This window comes from Pseudomonas azerbaijanoccidentalis (assembly GCF_019145495.1).
GTDB classification, from domain to species: domain Bacteria; phylum Pseudomonadota; class Gammaproteobacteria; order Pseudomonadales; family Pseudomonadaceae; genus Aquipseudomonas; species Aquipseudomonas azerbaijanoccidentalis.
In genome coordinates, this window is record NZ_JAHSTU010000004.1 from 317,085 (window position 1) to 341,345 (window position 24,261).

The 24,261-nt window shown below is 59.6% G+C and carries 23 protein-coding genes; 6 read left to right on the forward strand and 17 right to left on the reverse strand.

Going from position 1 to position 24,261, the window contains the following annotated elements; all coding sequences use genetic code 11:
* Window positions 1-91 precede the first annotated feature (91 nt).
* Entirely contained in the window at window positions 92-844 is a 753-nt protein-coding gene (locus KVG88_RS15635; protein WP_150701813.1) for a DUF2059 domain-containing protein, read from the forward strand.
* A gap of 111 nt (window positions 845-955) precedes the next feature.
* Here KVG88_RS15635 and bipL read toward each other — a convergent pair whose 3' ends face one another.
* Window positions 956-1,903 carry a phospholipase BipL gene (bipL, locus tag KVG88_RS15640; RefSeq protein ID WP_150701814.1) on the reverse strand — a complete coding sequence of 316 codons (948 nt, stop codon included), beginning with the start codon at window positions 1,901-1,903 and terminating at the stop codon, window positions 956-958.
* Between the two features lie 96 nt (window positions 1,904-1,999).
* On the opposite strand from bipL, the gene KVG88_RS15645 reads away from it, so the two are divergent.
* Complete coding sequence (locus KVG88_RS15645) at window positions 2,000-2,581, forward strand: DUF6436 domain-containing protein (RefSeq protein ID WP_150701815.1); 582 nt, start codon at window positions 2,000-2,002, stop codon at window positions 2,579-2,581.
* A 110-nt stretch (window positions 2,582-2,691) separates the two neighbouring features.
* A complete protein-coding gene (locus KVG88_RS15650) occupies window positions 2,692-5,103 on the forward strand; it encodes a penicillin acylase family protein (protein WP_217871971.1) in 2,412 nt (803 codons plus the stop codon).
* Between the two features lie 123 nt (window positions 5,104-5,226).
* On the opposite strand, the gene KVG88_RS15655 is transcribed toward KVG88_RS15650, so the two are convergent.
* Window positions 5,227-6,192 carry a GlxA family transcriptional regulator gene (locus KVG88_RS15655; RefSeq protein ID WP_217871972.1) on the reverse strand — a complete coding sequence of 322 codons (966 nt, stop codon included), beginning with the start codon at window positions 6,190-6,192 and terminating at the stop codon, window positions 5,227-5,229.
* 247 nt (window positions 6,193-6,439) lie between these two features.
* Here KVG88_RS15655 and KVG88_RS15660 point away from each other — a divergent pair, with 247 nt between their 5' ends.
* Window positions 6,440-7,081: an HD domain-containing protein gene (locus tag KVG88_RS15660; RefSeq protein ID WP_150701818.1), complete on the forward strand. Its 642-nt coding sequence runs from the start codon at window positions 6,440-6,442 to the stop codon at window positions 7,079-7,081.
* 91 nt (window positions 7,082-7,172) lie between these two features.
* On the opposite strand, the gene KVG88_RS15665 is transcribed toward KVG88_RS15660, so the two are convergent.
* The 8 genes from KVG88_RS15665 to KVG88_RS15700 form a co-directional block, all read right to left on the reverse strand.
* On the reverse strand, window positions 7,173-8,066 hold the full coding sequence (locus KVG88_RS15665; RefSeq protein WP_150701819.1) for an ABC transporter permease subunit: 894 nt from the start codon (window positions 8,064-8,066) through the stop codon (window positions 7,173-7,175).
* Window positions 8,063-8,944, reverse strand: coding sequence for an ABC transporter permease subunit (locus KVG88_RS15670; RefSeq protein WP_191630464.1), 882 nt, complete (start codon window positions 8,942-8,944; stop codon window positions 8,063-8,065). Before KVG88_RS15670 ends, KVG88_RS15665 begins: the two co-directional genes overlap by 4 nt.
* A gap of 35 nt (window positions 8,945-8,979) precedes the next feature.
* Window positions 8,980-10,122 carry an ABC transporter ATP-binding protein gene (locus KVG88_RS15675; RefSeq protein WP_075946381.1) on the reverse strand — a complete coding sequence of 381 codons (1,143 nt, stop codon included), beginning with the start codon at window positions 10,120-10,122 and terminating at the stop codon, window positions 8,980-8,982.
* A gap of 73 nt (window positions 10,123-10,195) precedes the next feature.
* The gene (locus tag KVG88_RS15680; protein ID WP_150701821.1) at window positions 10,196-11,293 is read right to left on the reverse strand and encodes a polyamine ABC transporter substrate-binding protein; all 1,098 of its coding nucleotides are present in this window, start codon (window positions 11,291-11,293) and stop codon (window positions 10,196-10,198) included.
* A gap of 244 nt (window positions 11,294-11,537) precedes the next feature.
* The gene (locus KVG88_RS15685) at window positions 11,538-12,650 is read right to left on the reverse strand and encodes a polyamine ABC transporter substrate-binding protein (protein ID WP_150701822.1); all 1,113 of its coding nucleotides are present in this window, start codon (window positions 12,648-12,650) and stop codon (window positions 11,538-11,540) included.
* A gap of 172 nt (window positions 12,651-12,822) precedes the next feature.
* A complete protein-coding gene (locus KVG88_RS15690; RefSeq protein WP_150701823.1) occupies window positions 12,823-14,187 on the reverse strand; it encodes an aspartate aminotransferase family protein in 1,365 nt (454 codons plus the stop codon).
* A 59-nt stretch (window positions 14,188-14,246) separates the two neighbouring features.
* A complete protein-coding gene (locus KVG88_RS15695; RefSeq protein ID WP_217871973.1) occupies window positions 14,247-15,605 on the reverse strand; it encodes a glutamine synthetase family protein in 1,359 nt (452 codons plus the stop codon).
* Window positions 15,606-15,643: 38 nt separating this feature from the next.
* The gene (locus KVG88_RS15700) at window positions 15,644-16,006 is read right to left on the reverse strand and encodes a gamma-glutamyl-gamma-aminobutyrate hydrolase family protein (protein ID WP_150701825.1); all 363 of its coding nucleotides are present in this window, start codon (window positions 16,004-16,006) and stop codon (window positions 15,644-15,646) included.
* Between the two features lie 278 nt (window positions 16,007-16,284).
* Between KVG88_RS15700 and KVG88_RS15705 the strand changes: the two genes are divergently transcribed.
* Both KVG88_RS15705 and KVG88_RS15710 read left to right on the forward strand, forming a co-directional pair.
* Window positions 16,285-17,661, forward strand: a complete 1,377-nt coding sequence (locus KVG88_RS15705; RefSeq protein WP_053163627.1) for a glutamine synthetase family protein — start codon at window positions 16,285-16,287, stop codon at window positions 17,659-17,661.
* A gap of 225 nt (window positions 17,662-17,886) precedes the next feature.
* Window positions 17,887-18,522, forward strand: a complete 636-nt coding sequence (locus KVG88_RS15710; RefSeq protein WP_217871974.1) for a TetR/AcrR family transcriptional regulator — start codon at window positions 17,887-17,889, stop codon at window positions 18,520-18,522.
* Window positions 18,523-18,663: 141 nt separating this feature from the next.
* On the opposite strand, the gene KVG88_RS15715 is transcribed toward KVG88_RS15710, so the two are convergent.
* The 7 genes from KVG88_RS15715 to KVG88_RS15745 all read right to left on the reverse strand — a co-directional run bounded on the left by KVG88_RS15715 (window position 18,664) and on the right by KVG88_RS15745 (window position 24,246).
* Complete coding sequence (locus tag KVG88_RS15715; RefSeq protein WP_007967989.1) at window positions 18,664-18,879, reverse strand: TOBE domain-containing protein; 216 nt, start codon at window positions 18,877-18,879, stop codon at window positions 18,664-18,666.
* Between the two features lie 33 nt (window positions 18,880-18,912).
* Window positions 18,913-19,719 carry an aliphatic sulfonates ABC transporter ATP-binding protein gene (gene ssuB / locus KVG88_RS15720; RefSeq protein ID WP_095196294.1) on the reverse strand — a complete coding sequence of 269 codons (807 nt, stop codon included), beginning with the start codon at window positions 19,717-19,719 and terminating at the stop codon, window positions 18,913-18,915.
* On the reverse strand, window positions 19,716-20,498 hold the full coding sequence (gene ssuC, locus KVG88_RS15725) for an aliphatic sulfonate ABC transporter permease SsuC (protein ID WP_150701827.1): 783 nt from the start codon (window positions 20,496-20,498) through the stop codon (window positions 19,716-19,718). Before ssuC ends, ssuB begins: the two co-directional genes overlap by 4 nt.
* Window positions 20,499-20,506: 8 nt before the next feature.
* Entirely contained in the window at window positions 20,507-21,655 is a 1,149-nt protein-coding gene (ssuD, locus tag KVG88_RS15730; RefSeq protein ID WP_150701828.1) for an FMNH2-dependent alkanesulfonate monooxygenase, read from the reverse strand.
* A 41-nt stretch (window positions 21,656-21,696) separates the two neighbouring features.
* Window positions 21,697-22,662, reverse strand: coding sequence for a sulfonate ABC transporter substrate-binding protein (locus tag KVG88_RS15735; RefSeq protein ID WP_217871975.1), 966 nt, complete (start codon window positions 22,660-22,662; stop codon window positions 21,697-21,699).
* Window positions 22,663-22,752: 90 nt separating this feature from the next.
* Window positions 22,753-23,346: an NADPH-dependent FMN reductase gene (gene ssuE, locus KVG88_RS15740; protein WP_056854060.1), complete on the reverse strand. Its 594-nt coding sequence runs from the start codon at window positions 23,344-23,346 to the stop codon at window positions 22,753-22,755.
* 261 nt (window positions 23,347-23,607) lie between these two features.
* Entirely contained in the window at window positions 23,608-24,246 is a 639-nt protein-coding gene (locus KVG88_RS15745; protein ID WP_150701830.1) for a peroxiredoxin, read from the reverse strand.
* Window positions 24,247-24,261 lie beyond the last annotated feature (15 nt).

Genomic DNA, 24,261 nt, shown 5'->3' on the forward strand with positions numbered 1-24,261 from the left:
AAATCCGACAGAGCCACGCAGCGGGTTGATACGAATTCTCGACAAGTCCTGATGCCACACGGAGAATAGTCGCCTGCCGACAGGAGTCCCTATGCGCCGTTTGCTTTTCTCACTGCTGATGTTCTGTGTATTGCCCGCCTGGGCAGACGGCCACGACCAGTTGTACAAGGTCGCCGGCTGGCCGGAACAACGCGCGCATTTCAATGACGCCCTTTCGGCCGCGCAGCAACGCTACCAAAGCAGCCTGCCTCCGGCGGTGTTTCAGGCGCTGGTCAACAACAGCAATCAGCGTTTTTCCCCCAATGCCGTGGACCAGCGTGCCGAAGCGCAACTGCGTAAAAACCTCGCCGATCCAAAACCCGCACTGGCATTCTTTCAATCGCCGCTGGGCAAGAAGATCGTCGCCGCCGAGCTACTCGCCACCCGTCGCGACCAACTGGCGAAAAACGCCAAGGGTTTGCCGAAGATGCAGGCCAGCGACAGTCGCCTGCTGATCATCGGCCATCTGGCCCAGGCCCTGCCCGCCCGTGAGGCTGGCGCCGAGGTCAGTCTGGCGATTGCGGGCGTGGCCGCCGACAGCCTGAGCTCGATGATCCCCGGCCTGCTCGGTGCCGGTCAGGCCCAAGGCATGCTCAACGGCCAGCGCCAGCGTTTGATGGACCAGATCGGCAGCGACCTGAACAACACGTTGCTGTACGTCTATCGCGATCTGTCGGATGAAGAGCTGGAAGAGTTCGCCACGTTTGCCGAATCGACGGAAGGCAAGGCGTATTACCAGGCAGCGCTGGCGGCGATCAAGGCGGGGTTGGCGGTGGGGCAGAATCCTTCGAATCTCAGCCAGTGAACTTTGGCGCCTTATAGATCGCCATCGCTAGCAGGCTAGCTCCCACAGGGGGCCAGGGTACGCAGATCCACTGTGGGAGCCAGCCTGCTGGCGATGAGGCCCGACCAATCGCTATAAATTCCTGCCCTTGATCCGCTTGCTCAAAAACCCGAAATACTCCCCTCGCAACACCAACGCTTCATTCGCCAAATGATGCCTTCCCTCGGGCAGCATCAACACCTGTGGCCGATCGAACTTCGCCCGCAGCACTTCAAGGTTGTGCTGCCAATCCACCGTCATGTCAGCCTGCCCCTGCACAATCAATGGCCGCCGCGTGCTGCCCGGTGCCGCTTCGATGCGTTTGATCCAGCGCGCCAGCGCCCCGACCCAGGCGGTCGGCAGTCGCAGCGGCTGCAACGGATCGGCCTGAAGGAACGGCAGAAAATCCGGATCGTTGGAGTTTTCGCTGAAGCGTCGGGCGATCGCTTTGACGAAGGGCTTGAGCAGGAAATAACTCAAATGCGACCAGCCCCAGGCCCGCGGCCGCACCAGCGGCGCCAGGAGAATCACCTGGCCCTGAGCCGGGCTGTTCGCCCCGGCATTCAACACATGATCGATCACAATGGCGCCACCTGTGCTCTGCCCGCACAGGTGCCAGGGTTGCGGCAGGTCGAGGGATTGCGCCTCGGTGAACAACCCTTGCAAGGTGTCCTGGTACTCGGCGAAATCCTTGATGCTTGCCCGCTCCCCGCTGGACAGTCCATGCCCTGGCAGGTCGCAGGCAATCACCGCAAAGCCCTGATCCAGCGCCCACTCGATCACATGCCGATAGAGCCCGGTGTGATCGTAGAAACCGTGAAAAACAAACAGCGTCGCCTTCGCTTGCGCCGGCCGCCAGACCTGGCTGACCACTTCATAGCCATCGACCTGAAAACGCCCCAGGCCGCTGCGCACGTCGCGCGCCGAGAAATCCAGTCCGTAAAAACGCTGATACGCCTGCGCCTGCGCTGACAACGGCTGACCCTCGGCCAGTGGCCGCAGGCTGGCGCGCAGATCGTTGGGGTCGAAGGTGGCGGGCATGAACGATTCCATTGCACGAAACGGACTTTATGGACCTGCGATATTCATCTGTCGCGGCAAGCATGGCAAGCTAGCCGACCTTCGAGGATTGAACCGATGCGCTCGCCCTATCGCGCCACCCTGTTTGTCAGCCTGCTCGCCCTGCTGTGTGCCGGCGTGCTGTGGGCGGCTTACGACTGGTTTCAGGGGCGCTACCTGCGCGCGTTCAGCGAACACACGGCGGTGTTCTCCGGCGACCCGCTGCGCTTGCCCGACACCCTTGCAGGCCCCGGCGCCATCCGACTTGTGCATTTCTGGGACCCGGCCTGCCCGTGCAACGTCGGCAATCAACAACACCTCAGCGAACTGGTTGAACAGTACGCGCCGCAAGGTGTTGAGTTCTACGCGGTGCAAAAAACCGGTAGCCATGGGCAGTTGCCAAGCACCCTGAGCCACCTGAAAACCCTCACGGTCCTGCCCGGCTCTGAACAAGTCCCAGCCAGCCCCGCCGTGGCGATCTGGGACCGCAGCGGCAAACTCGCGTACTTCGGCCCCTACAGCGAAGGCCTCACCTGCAACTCCAGTAACAGTTTTATCGAGCCCATTCTGCAAGCGCTGAACGAGGGCCGCGCCGTGAGTGCCACGCACACACTGGCCGTGGGGTGTTACTGCCCGTGGCCGGCCGATACAACGAAGTAGCGACAAACGCCGCAATACGAATCCCTCCTACGGGCGATGCCTCTTTCCAGTGGGCCGTGGTAAACAGTGGCACCAAGGATTTGCTGCCACCATAACAACAAGGAGTCACCATGAAACGTAGCCTGACCGCTCTCGGTTTGCTGATCGTCGCCGTCGCTGTCGCCGGCGGCGGGTACATCTACAGCAAGCAGCCGACACGCCAGGGCATGGTGGAACTGCAACACCTGCAAGGCTCGGTGACGGTGCGTTATGACGAGCGCGGCGTCCCGCACATCCGCGCCGAAAACGAAACCGACCTGTACCGCGCCCTGGGTTACGTCCACGCGCAGGATCGGTTGTTCCAGATGGAAGTGCTGCGCCGCCTCGCCCGCGGTGAGCTGGCCGAGGTGTTGGGGCCGAAACTGCTCGACACCGACAAATTAATGCGCAGCCTGCGCATTCGTGAACGCGCCGAAACGTACCTCGCCAACCTCGATAAGCAATCGCCGGCCTTCATCGCCATGCAAGCCTATCTGGACGGCATCAACCAGTATCAGGACAGCCACGCCAAACCCGTGGAATTCGACGTACTGGGCATCCAGAAGCGCCCCTTCACTGCGCAAGACACCATCAGCATCGCCGGTTACATGGCCTACAGTTTTGCCGCGGCGTTTCGTACTGAACCGCTGCTGACCTACGTTCGCGACCAGCTCGGCAGCCAATACCTGAGCGTGTTCGATCTCGACTGGCAGCCCAAAGGCGTGCTGGCCAAACAACACAGCGGCGCCGCAGCCTCCCTCGCCAGCGCAGACTGGAAAGACCTCAACGCCCTCGCCCGCCTCAGCGAACAAGCCCTGGCCGACAACGGCTTGCCGCAGTTCGAGGGTAGCAACGCCTGGGTCGTGGCCGGCAATCGGACCAAGAGCGGCAAGCCGCTGCTGGCCGGTGACCCGCACATCCGCTTTTCCGCGCCGTCGGTGTGGTACGAGGCGCAGCTTTCGGCGCCGGGTTTTGACCTGTACGGCCACTATCAGGCCTTGATGCCATTCGCCTCGCTGGGCATGAACCGCGAATTCGGCTGGAGCATTACCATGTTCCAGAACGATGACCTCGACCTGATTGCCGAGAAGGTCAACCCGGACAATCCCAATCAGGTCTGGTATCGCGGTAAGTGGGTCGACATGGTGACCAGCGAACAAAAGATCGCGGTCAAGGGCCAGGCACCGGTCACCCTGGTATTGCGTCAGTCGCCCCACGGGCCGATCGTCAACGATGCGCTCGGCAACAGCGTAGGTAAAACGCCAATCGCCATGTGGTGGGGTTTTCTGGAAAGCCAGAACCCGATCCTCGAAGGTTTCTATCAGCTCAACCGCGCCGACACTCTGGCCAAGGCCCGGGGTGCCGCGGCAAAAATCCAGGCGCCGGGCCTGAACGTTGTCTGGGCCAACGCCAAGGGCGATATCGGCTGGTGGGCGGCGGCGCAGCTGCCCAAGCGACCTGCCGGGGTGAAGCCGTGGTTCATCCTCGACGGCAGCAGCGCCGAGGCGGACAAGGATGGTTTCTACCCGTTCAGCGCCAACCCGCAGGAAGAGAACCCGGCGCGGGGCTATATCGTCTCTGCCAACTTCCAGCCAGTGTCGGCGACCGGCATGGAGATTCCCGGTTATTACAATTTGGCCGACCGTGGCCAACAGCTCAATCAGCAACTGAGCGACAAGGCGATCAAGTGGGATCTGGACGCAAGCCAGAAGCTGCAACTGGGCACCACCACCGGTTACGGCCCGCGCTTGCTGGCGCCGCTGCTGCCGGTGTTGCGTGAAGTGGTGAGTGACCCTGCAGAATTGAAACTGGTGGAACAACTGGCGCAGTGGAAAGGCGACTACCCACTGGAGTCCACCAGCGCCACCGTGTTCAACCAGTTCCTGTTCAACCTCGCCGATGCGGCGATGCACGATGAACTGGGCAATGACTTTTTCGAAACACTGCTCTCGACTCGGGTGATCGACGCTGCACTGCCGCGCCTGGCGGCGAATCCGGACTCGCCGTGGTGGGACAATCGCAACACCCTCGGCAAGGAAACCCGGGCCGATACGGTCAAGGTTGCCTGGCAAGCCAGCATCGCCCATCTCAAGACCACCTTGGGTACGGACTTCGCGCAATGGCAGTGGGGCAAGGCGCACACGCTGACCCATGGCCATCCGTTAGGGCAGCAGAAGCCGCTGGACCGGATCTTCAACGTCGGCCCGTTCGCCGCGCCCGGCAGCCATGAAGTACCGAACAACCTGTCGGCCAAGATCGGCCCGGCACCGTGGCCGGTGACTTACGGCCCGTCGACGCGACGCCTTATCGACTTCGCCGACCCGACCCACAGCCTGACCGTCAACCCGGTCGGCCAGAGCGGCGTGCCGTTCGACAGTCACTATGAGGATCAGGCCGAAGCGTATGTCGAAGGGGTTTACTACCAGGCGTATCTGAATGATGAAGAGGTGACGGCCAATACTCGCAGTACCTTGAAGCTATTGCCGGCGCGGGGCGCTCAATAGATTTGTATTGGCTGGGCTGGCCTCATCGCTAGCAGGCTAGCTCCCACAGGTCCGGTGTATGCAGATCCATTGTGGGAGCTAGCCTGCTAGCGATGAGGCCCACAAGACCCACGCATATCAGGCTCAAACCATCGCCGCAAAATTCAGCCTGAACTGCTGCGGCGTCACTCCCAACCTGCGGTTGAACACACTGCGCATGTGTTGGGCATCGCGAAAGCCGCACTGATAAGCCACGGTCTTGAGCGGTGCACGGGTGCTCTCCAGCATCACCCGCGCCGCATCGACCCGCGCCCGCTCAACAAACTCGGCAGGGGTGATTTTCGCTTCCTTGGCGAACACCCGGGAAAAGTTGCGCGCGCTCATGTTGGCAGCATTGGCCAGATCGGCGATGGCCAGGTCGCCCGTCAAGTTGGCCAACACGTAGTGTTGGACCATTGCCACGGCCGACGTCGGCTCGGCGTGAGGCGTCAGGAACGGGCTGAACTGTGACTGCCCGCCCGAGCGCTGGGTGAACACCACCAATCGCTTCGCTACATTCAGCGCCACTTCCGGCCCGTGATCGCTACCCAGCAAATACAACGACAAGTCGATCCCGGCCGTCACCCCGGCTGAGGTATAGAGTTCGGTGTCCTGCACGTACAAACGATCGGCCTCGACCTGGGTCGACGGGCACAACGCCGCCAGCGCCGCCGCATCGCTCCAATGCGTGGTCACCGTCCGCCCTTCCAGCAGCCCGGCCCGAGCCAGCATGAACGCGCCGTTGCAGATCGAACCAAAGCGCTGCGCCAGCGCGCAGGCATCCCGCAGCCAGGCATTGAACGCGCCGCCAAAATCCATGAACGGCAACTGCGGGCCACCGGCCACCAACAGCAAATCGTAAGCCTGCAACGCCTCGCTGAAATGCCGATGGGCGTTCAGCACCAGACCATTGGAACAGGCCATCGCGCCGCGCTCCACGCCGATCACTTCCAGCCGATAGTGATCTTCGGGTGCCAGAAAACGATTGGCCTCGGAAAACACATCCATGGGACCGGTGACGTCCAGCGACTGAACGCCGGCGAAGACCACGATGGCGACGGTTTTATTCATGACGTGGATTGCCTTCTATGGCATTGAATTGAACAACAGATAGCGCCCCGTAGCAGCTGCCGAGCTGGCGAGGCAGCTGCTACGGGCTGTATGCAAACTTAGCCAATCCGGGTGTAACAAGCGAGGTTGGCGCGATATGCATGTTCATTGGCAGGGATCGAAGCCATGGATCGATTGTCCGGTTTCGGGGGTGCGAACAGACTTGAACCCTCAGCGCCGCCACGGCGCTCACCGAGAGGAATCGTCCATGAGCACCACCATCGCCGGCATCAAAATTCCCGACAGCGCGTTGGCCAAGGCCACCACTGAATACATCCGCGACATCGAATCCGATCTGCTCTACCACCACTCGCGTCGTGTGTTCCTGTTCGGCGCACTGAGCGGCGAACGCAAGCAACTGGCCTACAACCCGGAGCTTTTGTACGTCGGCGCGATGTTCCATGACCTGGGTTTAGTGGAAGGTCACCGCAGCGACAACGAACGCTTCGAGGTCGATGGCGCCAATGCCGCCAAAGCGTTCCTTCAGCCGTACGGCTTTTCGGATGACGATATCGAGCAAGTGTGGCTATCGATTGCTCTGCACACGACACCGAATGTGGTGCACCACCTGCGCCCCAACGTGGCGCTGGTGACCGCGGGTGTTGAAATGGATGTGCTGGGCATCGACTACGCGGCATTTCCCACCGAGCAGCGCGAAGCGGTGGTGCATGCGCATCCACGGGGTGAGGGGTTCAAGGAGTGCATCCTCTGCGCGTTCGCCAACGGCTTCAAACACAAGCCGGACACCACGTTCGGTACGGTGAACGCTGACGTGCTGGTGGACAGCGAACCCGGCTTCAAGCCGATGAACTTCGTTGAGATCATCCGCAAATCGCCTTGGATTGCATAGTCCTGAAAATCAAAAGATCGCAGCCTTCGGTAGCGCCTACAGGAGTACTCATTCCTTTGTAGGAGCTGCCGCAGGCTGCGATCTTTTGCTGTTACGCCGCTTCCGGCGCCTGCTGCGCGCGACGCACGTCCGGTTGTTTCCACGAGTCGGCAGCGCTTTCTTCGATGGCCTGCTGGATCGCCCGCTTGCGGTTTTCTTCGGCGCGGCGGCTGAAGAACCAGACCAGGAAGGTCACGATCGACACCGCCAGCAGAATCAGACTGGCCACCGCGTTGATCTCAGGCTTCACGCCCAGACGCACCGCCGAGAACACTTCCATCGGCAGGGTTGTGGAACCTGGGCCGGAGACGAAGCTCGCCAACACCAGGTCATCCAGCGACAGCGCGAAGGACATCATGCCGCCCGCCGCCAGCGATGGCGCGATCATCGGGATGGTGATCAGGAAGAACACCTTCCACGGCCGTGCACCGAGGTCCATGGCCGCTTCTTCGATGGACAGGTCCAGCTCACGCAAGCGCGCCGACACCACCACCGCCACATACGCCGCACAGAACGTGGTGTGGGCGATCCAGATGGTGACGATGCCGCGTTCCTGCGGCCAGCCAATCATCTGTGCCATGGCCACGAACAGCAGCAACAGCGACAGACCGGTGATCACCTCGGGCATTACCAGCGGCGCGGTCACCAGGCCACCGAACAGCGTGCGACCCTTGAAGTGGGTGATGCGGGTCAGGACGAACGCGGCCAGTGTGCCGAGTGCAACGGCGGCAATCGCGGTGTAGCAGGCGATTTCCAGCGAGCGCACCACCGAGCCCATCAGTTGCGTGTTGTCCATCAGGCCGACGTACCACTTGATCGACCAACCGCCCCATACCGTCACCAGTTTCGAGGCGTTGAACGAGTAGATCACCAGGATCAGCATCGGCAGATAGATAAACAACAAACCCACGACCAGCATCAGGCTGGAGAAACGGAAGCGCTTCATTCTTTACCCTCCATTTCCTTGGCCTGACTGCGGTTGAACAGGATGATCGGCACAATCAGGATCGCCAGCATCACCACCGCCAGGGCGGACGCCACCGGCCAGTCACGGTTGTTGAAGAACTCTTGCCAGAGCACTTTACCGATCATCAGGGTTTCCGGGCCGCCGAGCAGTTCCGGAATCACGAACTCACCCACTACCGGGATGAACACCAGCATGCAGCCAGCGATGATGCCGTTTTTCGACAACGGCACGGTGATTTTCCAGAAGCTGTTGAAGGTGCTCGAACCGAGGTCCGAAGCGGCTTCGAGCAGGCTAGTGTCGTGCTTCACCAGGTTGGCGTACAGCGGCAGGATCATGAACGGCAGGTACGAATAAACCACACCAATGTACACCGCGAGGTTGGTGTTGAGGATCTGCAGCGGCTCGTCGATCCAGCCCATGCTCATCAGGAAACCGTTGAGCAGGCCGTTGTTGCTGAGGATGCCCATCCACGCGTAGACGCGGATCAGGATCGCGGTCCAGGTCGGCATCATGATCAGCAGCACCAGCACCGTTTGCAGCTCTTTACGGGCGCTGGCGATGGCGTAGGCCATCGGGTAGCCAATCACGAGGCAGAGGATGGTGCTGATCAGCGCCATCTTCAGCGAGCCAAGGTACGCGGCGATGTACAACTCGTCGTCGCCCAGCATCGCGTAGTTGCCCAGGTTCAGCAGCAACTGCAGCTTCTGTTCGGCGTAGCTGTAGATTTCGGTGTACGGCGGGATGGCCACGTCGGCTTCGGCGAAGCTGATCTTCAAGACGATGAAGAACGGCAACATGAAGAACAGGAACAGCCAGATGAATGGAACCCCGATGACCAGTTGGCGGCCACCGGGAATTATTCGATTGAGACGGCGTTTGAATTTGCGCATGTTCATGAGCGAAGCACCACGCCGCTGTCGTCTTCCCAGTACACGTAGACCTGATCACCCCAGGTCGGACGAGCACCACGACGCTCGGCGTTGGCCACGAACGACTGCACCAGCTTGCCGCTTGGCAGTTCGACGTAGAACACCGAGTGCCCGCCCAGGTAGGCGATGTCGTGGACCTTGCCACTGGACCAGTTGTACTGGCAGGTCGGCATGTCGGCGGTGACCAGCAGTTTCTCGGGACGGATCGCGTAGGTGACCGACTTGTCCTGCACCGAAGTGCTGATGCCGTGGCCGACGTAGATCTGGCGATCCAGGTCTTTGCAGGTAATGATCGCGTGGCCTTCGGCGTCGTCGATCACTTCGCCTTCGAAGATGTTCACGTTACCGATGAATTCGCAGACCAGGCGGCTGGTCGGGGTTTCGTAGATGTCGATCGGGCTGCCGATCTGGGCGATCCAGCCCAGGTGCATGATCGCGATGCGCTCGGCCATGGTCATGGCCTCTTCCTGGTCGTGGGTCACCATGACGCAGGTTACGCCGACGCGCTCGATGATCTCGACCAGCTCCAGCTGCATTTGCGAACGCAGTTTCTTGTCCAGTGCACCCATTGGCTCGTCGAGCAGCAGCAGCTTCGGACGCTTGGCCAGGGAACGGGCCAATGCCACACGCTGACGCTGACCACCGGACAACTGATGCGGCTTGCGCTTGGCGTACTGGCTCATCTGCACCAGCTTGAGCATGTCGGCCACGCGGGCATCGATTTCGGCGGCAGGCAGTTTGTCCTGCTTGAGGCCGAAGGCGATGTTCTGCGCCACCGTCATGTGCGGGAACAGGGCGTAGGACTGGAACATCATGTTGATCGGCCGCTCGTACGGCGGCATGTCGGTGATGTCTACGCCATCGAGGAAAATGCGCCCCTCCGTGGGCCGTTCGAAACCTGCGAGCATACGCAGCAAGGTGGACTTGCCCGATCCCGAACCGCCGAGCAAGGCGAAAATCTCGCCTTTCTTGATTTCCAGGGACACATCGTCCACGGCAATCGTCTCGTCGAACTTCTTCGTGACCCGGTCGATTTTGACCAGCACCTGTTTAGGTGACTGGTCGCCCTCGAGGGCTTTCTTATAGGCGCCGGAGGCAACTGCCATTTACGAAACTCCCAGAAAAAAAGAGTGCAGTTCGCTCAAGGTGAGCCAACCTTGGATAGTTTGAGCGTTGAAGCTATTTGCCCGTCTTGACCTTGGTCCAGCTGCGGGTCATCAAACGTTGAATATTCGGTGGTAACTCGATGGACACGTAGGTCTTGTCGAGCACCGCCTGCGGTGGGTAAACCGCTTCGTCGTTGCGTATGGACTGTTCCATCAGTTTGTCCGACCCAGGGTTAGGGTTGGCGTAGCCGACGTAATCACTGACCTGAGCGATAACTTCAGGTTTCAGCAAATAGTTGATGAACGCGTGAGCCTCTTTGACGTTGGTCGAGTCTTTTGGAATCGCCAGCATGTCAAACCAGAGCGCACCGCCCTCCTTTGGAATCGAGTAGGCGATGTTCACGCCCTTCTTGGCTTCTTCGGCGCGGTTCTTGGCCTGGAAGATGTCGCCCGAGAAACCGATGGCCACACAGATATCGCCGTTGGCCAGGTCCGCGATGTACTTCGAGGAATGGAAGTACGTCACGTAAGGCCGCACCGCAAGCAACTTGGCTTCGGCCTTCTTGTAATCTTCGGGGTTGGTGCTGTTGGCATTCAGGCCCATGTAGTTGAGGACCGTCGGCATCATTTCATCCGCCGAATCGAGGAACGCCACGCCACAACTTTGCAGCTTCTTGATGTTCTCCGGCTCGAACAACACGCCCCAGGAGTCGATGGTGTCGACGCCCAGCACTGCCTTGATCTTGTCGACGTTGTAACCGATGCCGTTGGTGCCCCACAGGTACGGCACGGCGTACAGGTTGCCCGGATCGTTCTGCTCCAGACGCTTGAGCAGCACTGGATCGAGGTTCGAGTAGTTGGGCAGCTTCGACTTGTCGAGCTTCTGGAAAGCCCCGGCCTTGATCTGCTTGCCGAGGAAGTGGTTCGACGGCACGACGACGTCATAACCGGTACGCCCGGCTAGCAACTTGCCTTCCAGGGTCTCATTGGAATCGAACACATCGTAGACCGGTTTGATACCGGTCTCTTTCTGGAAGTCGGCCAGCGTGCTCTCGCCGATATAGTCCGACCAGTTATAAATATGCACAGTACCGGCGGCCTGGACACTGACGGCAAGCGTCAGACCGGCGCCGACCAGCATGGCATTGCGCAACAAAGAAAAAATAGGCAAGTGGAGGTCCTCTAAAATTAGTTGGGCCCAAGTTGCCCCGCGTTACATGACAGCCATCGCTGCCTGGCAACAAAACCGGCGCGCAACTTACCCTCGAAAAACCGTTCCAGCAAAACTTTTATGCAGATCCTGTAGCAGCTGCCGAAGGCGGCGTTAAGGTCCGAAGGACCTTCCCGCGTTTTCAACAGCACAACCGCTTCGCAGTTGAACGCAGCCTGCGGCAGCTGCTACAGGGATTTATGACTTACTTACCGGATTTGATTTTGGTCCAGCTGCGAGTCAGGATCCGCTGGGTCGCGGCCGGCAGGTCGGCAATCGCGTACAGCTTGGCCAGCACGTCAGCCGGCGGATAGATGCCTGGGTCGGCAGTGATTTCTTTATCAACCAGCGCCGTGGCGGCCGCGTTACCGTTCGGGAAGCGTACGGCGTTGGTGATTTCAGCCATGATTTCCGGCTTCTGCAGGAAGGTCATGAACTTGTAGGCGCCTTCGACGTTTTCGGCATCTTTAGGGATGGCAACCATGTCGTAGAAGCTGCCGGCACCTTCTTTCGGAATGTTGTAGCTGACTTTCACCTTGTCACCGGCTTCGGCGGCGCGCGATTTAGCCTGGTAGATGTCACCCGAGTAACCCACGGCCACACAGATGTTGCCGTTGGCCAGGTCCGAGATGTATTTGGACGAGTGGAAGTAACCGACCGAAGGACGGATTTTCAGGAACAGCGCTTCGGCTTCAGCCAGTTGTTTTTTGTCCTGGCTGTCGGTTGGATAGCCCAGGTAGTGCAACGCCACCGGAATCATCTCGGTTGGCGAATCGAGGAAACTGATACCGCACGATTTCAACTTCGCGGCGTTTTCAGGTTTGAACAGCAGGTCCCAGGAGTTGGTCGGTGCGTCGGCACCCAGTGCAGCCTTGACCTTCTCGGCGTTGAAACCAATACCGATCGAGCCCCACATGTACGGGAAGGCGTGCTCGTTACCCGGGTCGCTGACCGACACGGCCTTGAGCAGGTCGGTGTTCAGGTTCTTCCAGTTAGGCAGTTTGGATTTGTCCAGCTTCTGGTAAACGCCAGCCTTGATCTGCTTGGCCAGGAAGTTGTTCGACGGTACGACGATGTCGTAACCGGACTTGCCTGCCAGCAACTTGGCTTCCAGGGTTTCGTTACTGTCGAAAACGTCGTAGACCACTTTGATGCCCGACTCGTCTTCAAACTTCTTGATGGTGTCCGGTGCGATGTAATCGGACCAGTTGTAGACGTGCAACACCTTGTCGTCCGCCTGAACCGCGCCCGCCATAATGCCCATCAGGGACATGGCGAGAAGAGTCTTGCCAGCAAGCTTTTTGCCTAATGCCTTCATGCGTTAATGCTCCAAATTTTTCTTTTTTGAACCACTTTGTTCAGCGGCCGAACCCCGACAACTGGAACCGCGGCTAGTCTGGCAAGATCCGAGGCGGTCTTTCAAGAAAAGGCCAACCTTTCTGACTGCTCCGAGCGAAGGTGCCACGGCTCCTTCGCTCAGAGCCTAGCACTTAGCCCTGCAACGCACTCAGGGTCAGGTCCAGACACTTGCGTGCCTTGGTCACCAACTCATCGATTTCCGCCGGCGTAATCACCAGCGGTGGCGCGATGATCATGGTGTCGCCCACGGCACGCATGATCAGCCCGTTATCAAAGCAGAACTGCCGGCAAATCATGCCCACACCCTTGCCTTCGTAGCGCTTGCGCGTGGCCTTGTCCTGAACCAGTTCGATGGCCCCCAACAGACCCACCCCGCGAACTTCACCCACCAGCGGATGATCGTTCAGTTCCCGCAGACGCTTTTGCAAATACGGTGCCGTTTCTGTCTTCACGCGCTCGACAATTTTCTCGTCGCGCATGATGCGGATGTTTTCCAGCGCCACTGCAGCAGCCACCGGGTGACCGGAGTAGGTGAAGCCGTGGTTGAAATCACCGCCCTCGTTGAGGACTGCCACCACTTCGTCACGCACGATCAGGCCACCCATTGGGATATAGCCGGAGGTCAGGCCTTTGGCGATGGTCATCATGTCGGGCTTGAGGCCGTAGAAATCGGTACCGAACCACTCACCGGTGCGGCCGAAACCACAAATCACTTCGTCAGCCACGAACAGGATGTCGTACTTGGCGAGGATTTCCTTGATGCGCGGCCAGTAGGTCTCTGGCGGAATGATCACGCCGCCAGCACCCTGGATCGGCTCGGCAATAAAGGCACCGACGTTGTCGACGCCGACTTCCAGAATCTTCTCTTCCAGCTGATTGGCCGCCCAGATCCCGAACTCTTCCGGGGTCATGTCGCCGCCCTCGGAGAACCAGTACGGTTGAGCGATGTGGACGATGCCCGGGATCGGCAAATCGCCCTGTTCGTGCATGTAGGTCATGCCGCCGAGGCTCGCGCCGGCCACGGTGGAACCGTGATAGCCGTTCTTGCGGCTGATGATGACTTTCTTGTTCGGCTGACCCTTGATCGCCCAGTAGTGGCGGACCATACGCAGCATGGTGTCGTTGCCTTCGGAACCGGAACCGGTGAAGAACACGTGGTTCATGCCTTGCGGCGCGATGTCGGCGATGGCCTTGGCCAGTTCCAGTACCGGCGGGTGCGCGGTCTGGAAGAACAGGTTGTAGTAAGGCAGTTCGCGCATTTGTTTGCTGGCGGCATCGGCCAGTTCATCGCGACCATAACCGATCGCCACGCACCACAGGCCGGCCATGCCATCGAGAATCTTGTTGCCTTCGCTGTCCCACAGGTAAACGCCTTTCGCGTTGGTGATGATCCGCGGGCCTTTCTCTTTCAGCTGCTTGAAGTCGCTGAATGGGGCCAGGTGGTGATCATTGCTCAGGGTTTGCCATTCACGGGTTTGCGGGTTGTTGCTGGTCATACGAATCTCCTAAAAAATCCAGGTGAAGGCGCCGCAATGCATCGGCGGCGCCCGGCGCATCAGACGGCGAAGAGCAGGAATTCCCGTTCCCACGAACTGATCACGCGTTTGAAGTTTTCATGCTCGGCCCGCTTGACCGCGACGTAGCCAGTGATGAAGTTTTTGCCCAGGTATTTCTCGATGGTCTTGCTGTTTTCCATGCGTTCCAGCGCGTCTTCGATGGTCAGTGGCAGGCGCAGGTTGCGGCGCTCATAGCCACGGCCCACCACAGGTGCGCTCGGGTTCAGGCCTTCGACCATGCCGATGTAACCGCAGAGCAGGCTCGCGGCAATGGCCAGGTACGGGTTGGCGTCGGCACCCGGCAGGCGGTTTTCCACCCGACGGTTTTGCGGCCCGGCATCCGGTACCCGCAGGCCCACGGTACGGTTTTCTTCGCCCCACTCCACGTTCACCGGCGCCGACGTATCCGGCAGGAAGCGGCGGAACGAGTTGACGTTGGGCGCGAACAGCGGCAACAACTCGGGGATGAGTTTCTGCAAACCACCGATGTGGTTCAGGAACAGCTGACTCATGGTCCCGTCTTCATTGGAGAAGATGTTCTTGCCGGTCTCGAGGTCGATGATGCTCTGGTGCAAGTGCATGGCACTGCCCGGCTCGCCGGTCATGGGCTTGGCCATGAAGGTGGCGGCCACGTCATGCTTGAGCGCGGCTTCGCGCATGGTGCGCTTGAACACCAGGATCTGGTCGGCCAGGGACAGGGCATCGCCGTGACGGAAGTTGATTTCCATCTGCGCCGTGCCGTCCTCGTGGATCAGCGTGTCGAGATCCAACTCTTGCAGTTCGCACCAGTCGTAGACGTCTTCGAACAGCGGATCGAACTCGTTCGCCGCTTCGATGGAGAACGACTGACGACCGATTTCCGGGCGACCGGAGCGGCCGATTGGCGGCTGCAGCGGATAGTCCGGGTCGTCACTGCGCTTGGTCAGGTAAAACTCCATTTCCGGCGCCACGATCGGCTGCCAGCCCTTGTCGGCATAGAGTTTGAGGACCTTCTTGAGCACGTTGCGCGGCGACAGCTCGATCGGGTTGCCTTGTTTGTCGTAGGTATCGTGGATGACGATGGCGGTCGGCTCGATGGCCCAAGGCACCACGTACACCGCGCTCTGGTCGGGACGGCAGATCATGTCGATGTCGGCCGGGTCGAGCAGTTCGTAATAGATGTCGTCTTCGACGTAATCGCCGGTCACGGTCTGCAACAGCACACTTTCTGGCAGGCGCATGCCTTTTTCGGCGATGAATTTGTTGGTCGGCGAAATCTTGCCCCGGGTGATCCCGGTCAAGTCGGCGATCATGCATTCGACTTCTGTGATCTTGTGGTCTTTCAACCAATCGGTGAGCTGGTCGAGGTTGTTACTCATAAATGCCTCTAGGCTTTGAGTTTCCGGACTCGTGGGAGTCAGGCGATAGTTGACGCATCGGCGTCGCGTTGAAATACGGGTTTGCGACAGGCTATCGTGTTCTTCACGCTTAGCACGGCAAATGCCAGGCGTGCAGAATCGCGAGCGGAGCCCTGCGCAATGGCTGAGCCGCTATTGTGAATCGGTTCTATATTGAATGGAGTAACCGTAATGGGGGTGCCATCGAGGCCGTCCAGAATATCGGACGGGAACGCTCGAACTGTCGGGGACGTGAGGTTCGCCGGCAGATCCGTAACGGTTATAGCCGCGGTGCGCACGCAAGTGTCGCCACTCATGTGATAAGCATGCTGACCGATCTGTCTTGAGCAGTCGGTGACGCCGATTATCGGCAGGCGAGACATGAAGCACCCCGGTATTATTGCTGTTATGGGTTTGATTCGAGCTTAGCCTTGTTCATTTTTTTACACAACACCCCCGTAAAAAATACAACACGGCCCGCTCAAACCTGCGGGCGCCATAGAGGCCAAGGGCATAAAAACGCCCCAAAGTGCCTCAAAAAAGCCACGCGAGCGCTTTTTTAGGGCAAAAAAGGCCTCGCTTGACTTCGGCATGCCGTTCGGGTTGACTGGAATCCGAAAAGATCAATGATTGATATTTTTAACAACAAAGGTGTTGCATCATGTCGGTACCCCCGCGTGCCGTTCAGCTTAACGAAGCGAACGCGTTCCTTAAGGAACATCCTGAGGTTCTGTACGTTGACCTTCTGATTGCGGATATGAATGGTGTGGTGCGCGGCAAGCGCATCGAACGCACCAGCCTCCACAAGGTTTACGAGAAAGGCATCAACCTGCCGGCCTCTCTATTTGCTCTGGATATCAATGGCTCTACGGTGGAAAGCACCGGCCTGGGCCTGGACATCGGTGATGCTGACCGAATCTGCTATCCAATTCCCGATACCCTGTGCAACGAGCCATGGCAGAAGCGCCCAACCGCGCAACTGTTGATGACCATGCACGAACTCGAAGGCGAACCTTTCTTCGCTGACCCGCGAGAAGTGCTGGCCAATGTCGTGCGCAAGTTCGACGAAATGGGCCTGACCATCTGCGCCGCGTTCGAACTCGAGTTCTATCTGATCGACCAGGAGAACGTAAACGGTCGACCGCAACCGCCGCGCTCGCCGGTTTCCGGCAAACGCCCGCACTCGACACAGGTCTACCTGATCGACGACCTCGACGAATACGTCGACTGCCTCCAGGACATTCTGGAAGGTGCCAAAGAGCAAGGCATCCCGGCCGACGCCATCGTCAAGGAAAGTGCCCCGGCGCAGTTCGAAGTGAACCTGCACCACGTGGCCGACCCAATCAAGGCTTGCGACTATGCAGTCCTGCTCAAGCGCCTGATCAAGAACATCGCCTACGACCATGAAATGGACACCACCTTCATGGCCAAGCCTTACCCGGGCCAAGCGGGCAACGGTTTACACGTCCACATCTCGATTCTCGACAAAGATGGCAAAAATATTTTTGCCAGTGAGGATCCCGAGCAGAACGCCGCACTGCGTCACGCGATCGGCGGTGTGCTCGAGACCCTACCGGCGCAGATGGCTTTCCTCTGCCCGAACGTCAACTCGTACCGTCGTTTCGGCGCACAGTTCTACGTGCCGAACTCGCCTTGCTGGGGCCTGGACAACCGTACCGTGGCGATCCGCGTACCGACCGGCTCTGCCGATGCCGTGCGCATCGAGCACCGTGTCGCCGGTGCCGACGCCAACCCGTACCTGCTGATGGCTTCGGTCCTGGCAGGCGTGCATCACGGTTTGACCAACAAGATCGAGCCAGGCGCTCCGGTCGAAGGCAACAGCTACGAGCAGAACGAGCAGAGCTTGCCGAACAATCTGCGCGATGCACTGCGCGAACTGGACGACAGCGAAGTCATGGCCAAGTACATCGATCCGAAATACATCGATATCTTCGTCGCGTGCAAAGAGAGCGAGCTGGAGGAGTTCGAACACTCCATCTCCGACCTTGAGTACAACTGGTACCTGCATACCGTTTAAGTGGTTGCAGTAGAAAAAACGCCATTGGCTGATAAGGCCAATGGCGTTTTTTTATGGCCGCCTGCGGCGGATCGCTAGCAGGCTAGCTCCCACAGTTGATCTCCAGTGAACATAAATTCTGTGTACACCGAAAATCCTGTGGGAGCTAGCCTGCTAGCGATGGCGTCCTGGCAGACAACACAGATACCTGCTCGTACAATGCCCGCTGCCCCGCAGGAGACTCCAATGACACGCGTAGCCACTCCCCGAAAACCCCGCGCCCGCAGCCAGGCCCGGATCGATTCGATACTCGACGCCGCCCGCACGCTGCTGGCCGCCGAGGGCGTGGCCAGTCTGTCGATCTACAGTGTCGCCGAACGTGCGGAGATCCCGCCCTCCTCCGTCTACCACTTCTTCGCCAGCGTCCCGGCGCTGCTCGAAGCGCTGACCGCCGACGTCCACGCCGCCTTCCGCGCCTGCCTGCAAGCGCCCATCGACCATGACGCATTGACCGGCTGGCGTGACCTGTCGCGACTGGTGGAACAGCGCATGCTCGACATCTACGGCGAGGATGCCGCCGCTCGCCAATTGATCCTTGCCCAGCATGGTTTGACCGAAGTCACTCAGGCCGACCGTCAGCACGACATCGAACTGGGCGACCTGATGCACAAACTCTTCGATCACCACTTCGAACTGCCGAAGCTGCCGGAGGATGTCGATGTGTTTGCCCTGGCCATGGAACTGGGCGACCGGGTGTACGCGCGCTCGGTGCAGCAGCATGGGCAGATCACGCCGCGCATGGCCGAGGAAGGGATGCGGGTGTTTGATGCTTACCTTGGGTTGTATTTGCCGCCGTATTTGCACAAGCGCGCTGCGCTTTAAAAGATCGCAGCCTTCGGCAGCTCCTACGGCTGTACACATTCCAATGTAGGAGCTGCCGAAGGCTGCGATCTTTTGATCCTGACTAATCAAAAAAACCCCGAAGGGCTAAAACCCTTCGGGGTTGTTGTTTGCCCGCATGGCTTACAACTTGGCGATCGACACCTCGGTGGATTTCACAAACGCAATCACTTCGCTGCCCACCGCCAGTTCCAGCTCTTTCACCGAACGCGTGGTGATCACCGAAGTAACGATGCCCGAAGCGGTCTGCACGTCGATTTCCGAGAGCACGTCACCGAGGACGATTTCCTTGATGGAGCCTTTGAACTGGTTACGTACGTTGATGGCTTTGATAGTCATGATGTTGATTCCTGTCGTTGAATAAGACTTGAGTTACTGAGCCCAACGCAATTGCGTCGGCAAGGGTGAAACAGGTTCCGGTTCCGGCGGTTGGCCGGGCAGTGACAGCACGCGGTTGAGGACTTCGGTTTCCAGCGCTGCCAGCCGATGTGAGCCACGAACCCGAGGGCGCGGCAGCTCAACGTGCAGATCGAGGCCGACTTCGCCGTCTTCGATCAGGATCACCCGGTCGGCAATCGCCACCGCTTCACTGACGTCGTGGGTCACCAGCAATACGGTGAAGCCATGCTGTTGCCAGAGCCGTTCGATCAGTTGCTGCATCTCGATTCGGGTCAGGGCATCCAGCGCGCCCAAAGGTTCGTCGAGCAACAGCAGGCGCGGTTGATGAATCAGCGCACGGGCCAGGGCCACACGTTGCTTCTGCCCACCGGACAACGCCGCCGGCCACTCGTTGGCGCGATCCGCCAGACCCACCGCTTCCAGCGCCTCCAAAGCCTTGGGACGCCAGTTGCCTTTGAGCCCCAGACCCACGTTGTCGATGATCTTTTTCCACGGCAGCAAACGCGCTTCCTGGAACATCAGGCGAGTGTCTTCACGCGCTTCGCTCAACGGCGCCGAACCGGCCAGCAGTTCACCGCCGGTAGGCTGATCGAGACCGGCCAGCAAGCGCAGCAAGGTGCTTTTGCCGCAACCGCTGCGACCGACCACGGCAACGAACTGCCCCGCCGGAATATGCAGATCGATCTCGCGCAGCACCTGCCGCGAACCAAAGGTTTTTTGCAGTTTGCGCACGGCCAGCGGAATCCCGCGCAGCAGGCGTGGAGGTTGTTGAGCGGTCATGCGGCACCTCCTTTTACAACCTGATAGGCCGGATGCCAGCGCAGCCACACACGTTCAAGTCCACGGGCGGCGAGGTCGGCCAGTTTGCCGAGCACCGCGTACAGCAGAATCGCCAGCACCACCACGTCGGTCTGCAAGAACTCCCGGGCATTCATCGCCAGATAGCCGATGCCGGAGCTCGCGGAAATGGTTTCCGCCACGATCAACGTCAGCCACATGAAGCCCAACGCGAAACGCACGCCGACCAGAATCGAGGGCAGCGCCCCCGGCAGGATCACCTGACGGAACAGGCTGAAACCGGACAAACCGTAGCTGCGCGACATTTCCACCAGCGCCGGGTCGACGTTGCGGATGCCGTGATAAGTGTTGAGGTAAATCGGGAACAATGTGCCCAGCGCCACCAGGAAAATCTTCGCTGACTCATCGATGCCGAACCACAGGATCACCAGCGGAATCAGCGCCAGGTGCGGCACGTTGCGGATCATCTGCACCGAACTGTCGAGCAGGCGTTCGCCCCATTTCGACAGACCGGTAATAAAACCCAAGGTCAGGCCGATGCCGCCACCAATGGCGAAACCCAACGCTGCGCGCCAGCCGCTGATGGCCAGGTGTGTCCAGATCTCGCCGCTGCGGACCAGGCTCACACCGGCTTCGATCACGGCGATTGGCGCCGGCAGAATCCGTGTCGACAACCAGCCCGCCGATACCGACAACTGCCACACCGCCAACAGCAATACCGGCAACGCCCAGGGCGCGAGGCTGTGGATAATTTTTTTCATGGCGCGCCTCAGCTCTGGGACGCAGCTTTGGGGAGGATGTCGTTGGCGACCATCTCACCAAACGGGCTGACGTAACCGGCGCTTTTCGGCAATTCTGGACGCTCGATGTCCAGATGCGGAAACAGTAACTCGGCCACGCGATACGACTCTTCCAGGTGTGGATAACCGGAGAAGATGAACGTGTCGATGCCAAGGTCCGCGTATTCCTTCACGCGTGCCGCCACGGTCGGTCCATCGCCCACCAGCGCCGTACCGGCACCCCCGCGCACCAGGCCGACACCGGCCCAGAGATTCGGGCTGACTTCCAGGTTGTCGCGGCTGCCGCCATGCAGCGCGGCCATGCGTTGCTGGCCGACGGAATCGAAGCGCGCCAGGGATGCCTGGGCACGGGCGATGGTCTCGTCGTCCAGGTGCGAAATCAGTCGGTCCGCCGCTTGCCAGGCTTCCGCATTGGTTTCACGAACGATCACATGCAGGCGAATGCCGAAGCGTACGGTACGCCCGAGTTTCGCGGCCTTGGCCCGAACCTGTGCGATCTTCTCGGCCACCGCGGCCGGTGGTTCGCCCCAGGTCAAAACCATTTCGACCTGTTCGGCGGCGAGGTCCTGCGCCGCTTCCGACGAGCCGCCAAAGTACAGCGGTGGACGCGGCTGCTGGATCGGCGGATAGAGCAGCTTGGCGCCCTTCACACTGATGTGCTGACCATCGTAATCGACGGTTTCGCCTTCCAGCACTCGGCGCCAGATACGGGTGAATTCCACCGAAGCCTGATAGCGCTCTTCATGAGTAAGAAACAGACCGTCACCGGCCAACTCTTCCGGATCGCCCCCCGTCACCAGGTTGAACAGCGCACGCCCGCCGGACAGTCGATCCAGCGTGGCCGCCTGACGCGCCGCCACCGTCGGGGAAATGATCCCGGGGCGCAGGGCGACCAGAAACTTCAAACGCTGGGTCACCGGAATCAGCGACGCAGCCACCAGCCACGAGTCTTCGCAGGAACGGCCGGTGGGAATCAGCACGCCGCCAAAGCCCAGTCGATCCGCCGCTTGCGCGACTTGTTGCAGGTAACCGTGGTCAACGGCGCGAGCGCCTTCGGCGGTGCCAAGGTAATGGCCGTCACCGTGGGTAGGCAGGAACCAGAAGATGTTGAGGCTCATGGAGTGGTCTCCTTGGGGAATCGAATGTTGCAGGGCTTTGGTTATTGAGCTTTGGCAACGGCCGCCGGTGGCGTCCAGATCACGTCTTTGATGCTCAGCGGCTTGGGAATCAGCTTGAGTTGGTAGAAGCTGTCGGCGATTTTCTGTTGCGCCGCGACCACTTCCGGGGTGAGGAACAGTGCACCGTAGCCTTGGCGTTTCACCGAGGTCAGGGTGATGTCCGCCGGCAGGCCGAGCAGCGGCGAGACTTGTTTGGTGACGTCTTCAGGGTTGGCTTTGGACCACTCACCCACCGCGCGCACTTCGTCCACGAGGGCCTTGATCACCTCGGGATTTTTTTGCGCATAAGGCTTGGTCGCCAGATAGAACTGATGGTTGTCGACGATGCCTTTGCCATCGCGCAGGGTGCGCGCTTGCAGTTGTTGTTCGGCGGCCGCCTGGTATGGGTCCCAGATCACCCAGGCATCGACACTGCCGCGCTCGAAGGCAGCACGTGCATCGGCCGGTGGCAGGAATACAGTCTGGATATCGGTGTACTTGAGGCCGGCGTCTTCCAGCGCACGCACCAGCAGGTAGTGCACGTTGGAGCCTTTGTTGAGCACGACTTTCTTGCCCTTGAGCTCTGCCACCGATTTGATCGGCGAGTTTTTCGGCACCAGGATCGCTTCGCTGTGAGGCGCAGGCGGTTCGTAGGCGACGTAGAGCAAATCAGCGCCTGCCGCTTGGGCAAATACAGGAGGAGTTTCGCCGGTCACGCCAAAGTCGATCGAGCCGACGTTCAGGCCCTCGAGCAGTTGCGGGCCACCGGGGAATTCGGTCCATTGCACGTCCACGCCTTGGGCGGCGAGGCGTTTTTCCAGGGTGCCTTTGGCTTTGAGCAGCACCAGAGTGCCGTACTTCTGATAGCCGATTCGTAGCGTTTCAGCTTGAGCTTGAGTAATGGCGCCGAAGGTGACAGCCGCAGCAAACAGAGCGACCAGACCACGACGCAAAATGACAGGGCGCATGGCGCTCTCCTATTTGCAGTTGGGTTTTGGCTGCACCTGCTTGCCCGTTGGCGGGCGAGTAAGGCCAGTAGATCAATTTCGGGTTTTGGCTTAAATGCTCCAGCGAGCACTCAACAAACGTTCATTCAACAGGTTTGGATCGAGCGGTTTGGGCCGTCGCGCCATGGCGCTGAAAAATAGCTCCAGCGATTCATTCAGTCTTTGTTCCAGCTCCGGCGCCAACTGCGCCAGGGCACTGCCTTCGCCGTAGGCGATCTGGCTGTCGACGGCGAAAATCCCCTGAAGCATTTCCTGGGCTTTCAATGCCGACAGCACCGGCTTGAGCGCGTAATCCACCGCGAGCATGTGGGCGATGCTGCCGCCGGTGGCCATTGGCAACACCACCTTGTGGCTCAAGGCACGTTCGGGCAGCAGATCCAATACGGTTTTCAGCGCGCCGGAAAACGAAGCCTTGTACACCGGGGTGGCAATCAACAGGCCATCGGCGTTTTCAATCTGTTGCAGCAAGTCGACCACCTTGGGGCTGTCGAAACGTGCATGCAGCAAGTCCTCGGCCGGGAAGTCCCGTACCTGGTAACTCACCACTTCCACGCCCTGCTCTTGTAGCCAACGTTGGGAGCGATCCAGCAGAACCCCGGAACGGGAGCGCTGACTGGGACTGCCACCGAGTGAGACGACCAGCATTCAGACGATTCCTTAAAGGGTGCAGGCGATTCGCGGCTTGCGATCTCGCTTTGATGGAGTGACCTTAACAGGTGATTTATATATCCATAAATCATATTTATTCATTTGGTTATTCTTTAAAGAGATATACAGGGCGGTTTCTTCCAGGCAAAAAAACAGGCCGTCGAAACGGCCTGAAACCCCTGCTTTGTGGATACCTTCAAAAGATCGCAGCCTGCGGCAGCTCCTACATGGACCGGCCTGGCTGCGATCTTTTGATCTTCAACGATTCGGCTGCGGTGTCAGGCGCAAGTACGGCTTCACCGCGCGATAGCCCTTGGGAAAGCGCTGTTTGATTTCTTCTTCATCCTTGAGCGACGGCACGATCACCACCTCGTCGCCGTCCTGCCAGTTGGCCGGCGTGGCGACTTTGTAGTTGTCGGTCAGCTGCAGAGAATCAATCACCCGCAGGATTTCATGGAAGTTGCGGCCGGTGCTCGCCGGGTAAGTGATGGTCAGGCGAACCTTCTTGTTGGGGTCAATCACGAACAGCGAGCGCACCGTCAGGGTGTCGTTGGCGTTCGGATGGATCAGGTCGTAGAGGTCCGAGACCTTGCGGTCGGCATCGTCGAGGATCGGAAAGTTGACGACGGTGTTCTGGGTTTCGTTGATGTCGGCGATCCACTTGTGGTGAGAGTCCACCGGGTCGACCGACAGGGCGATGGCCTTGACCCCACGCTTGGCGAATTCATCTTTCAACTTGGCCGTGAAGCCGAGCTCAGTGGTGCACACCGGCGTGAAGTCGGCCGGGTGGGAAAACAGCACACCCCAGCTATCGCCCAGCCACTGGTGGAACCGGATGGTACCGGCGCTGGAATCCTGTTCGAAATCGGGGGCGATATCGCCGAGTCTGAGGCCCATGGTGCTGCTCCTTTT

Bases quoted from the DNA above. Each gene is read 5' to 3' on its own strand.
- KVG88_RS15690 (WP_150701823.1), bottom strand. From the start codon at position 14,187: ATGACCAGCAACAACCCGCAAACCCGTGAATGGCAAACCCTGAGCAAT.
- ssuC (WP_150701827.1), bottom strand. From the start codon at position 20,498: ATGAAAAAAATTATCCACAGCCTCGCGCCCTGGGCGTTGCCGGTATTG.
- bipL (WP_150701814.1), bottom strand. From the start codon at position 1,903: ATGCCCGCCACCTTCGACCCCAACGATCTGCGCGCCAGCCTGCGGCCA.
- KVG88_RS15735 (WP_217871975.1), bottom strand. From the start codon at position 22,662: ATGCGCCCTGTCATTTTGCGTCGTGGTCTGGTCGCTCTGTTTGCTGCG.
- KVG88_RS15665 (WP_150701819.1), bottom strand. From the start codon at position 8,066: ATGAAGCGCTTCCGTTTCTCCAGCCTGATGCTGGTCGTGGGTTTGTTG.
- KVG88_RS15745 (WP_150701830.1), bottom strand. From the start codon at position 24,246: ATGGGCCTCAGACTCGGCGATATCGCCCCCGATTTCGAACAGGATTCC.
- KVG88_RS15650 (WP_217871971.1), top strand. From the start codon at position 2,692: ATGAAACGTAGCCTGACCGCTCTCGGTTTGCTGATCGTCGCCGTCGCT.
- KVG88_RS15715 (WP_007967989.1), bottom strand. From the start codon at position 18,879: ATGACTATCAAAGCCATCAACGTACGTAACCAGTTCAAAGGCTCCATC.
- KVG88_RS15685 (WP_150701822.1), bottom strand. From the start codon at position 12,650: ATGAAGGCATTAGGCAAAAAGCTTGCTGGCAAGACTCTTCTCGCCATG.
- KVG88_RS15700 (WP_150701825.1), bottom strand. From the start codon at position 16,006: ATGTCTCGCCTGCCGATAATCGGCGTCACCGACTGCTCAAGACAGATC.
- KVG88_RS15645 (WP_150701815.1), top strand. From the start codon at position 2,000: ATGCGCTCGCCCTATCGCGCCACCCTGTTTGTCAGCCTGCTCGCCCTG.
- KVG88_RS15635 (WP_150701813.1), top strand. From the start codon at position 92: ATGCGCCGTTTGCTTTTCTCACTGCTGATGTTCTGTGTATTGCCCGCC.
- KVG88_RS15710 (WP_217871974.1), top strand. From the start codon at position 17,887: ATGACACGCGTAGCCACTCCCCGAAAACCCCGCGCCCGCAGCCAGGCC.
- KVG88_RS15675 (WP_075946381.1), bottom strand. From the start codon at position 10,122: ATGGCAGTTGCCTCCGGCGCCTATAAGAAAGCCCTCGAGGGCGACCAG.
- KVG88_RS15705 (WP_053163627.1), top strand. From the start codon at position 16,285: ATGTCGGTACCCCCGCGTGCCGTTCAGCTTAACGAAGCGAACGCGTTC.
- KVG88_RS15660 (WP_150701818.1), top strand. From the start codon at position 6,440: ATGAGCACCACCATCGCCGGCATCAAAATTCCCGACAGCGCGTTGGCC.
- ssuD (WP_150701828.1), bottom strand. From the start codon at position 21,655: ATGAGCCTCAACATCTTCTGGTTCCTGCCTACCCACGGTGACGGCCAT.
- KVG88_RS15695 (WP_217871973.1), bottom strand. From the start codon at position 15,605: ATGAGTAACAACCTCGACCAGCTCACCGATTGGTTGAAAGACCACAAG.
- KVG88_RS15655 (WP_217871972.1), bottom strand. From the start codon at position 6,192: ATGAATAAAACCGTCGCCATCGTGGTCTTCGCCGGCGTTCAGTCGCTG.
- ssuE (WP_056854060.1), bottom strand. From the start codon at position 23,346: ATGCTGGTCGTCTCACTCGGTGGCAGTCCCAGTCAGCGCTCCCGTTCC.
- ssuB (WP_095196294.1), bottom strand. From the start codon at position 19,719: ATGACCGCTCAACAACCTCCACGCCTGCTGCGCGGGATTCCGCTGGCC.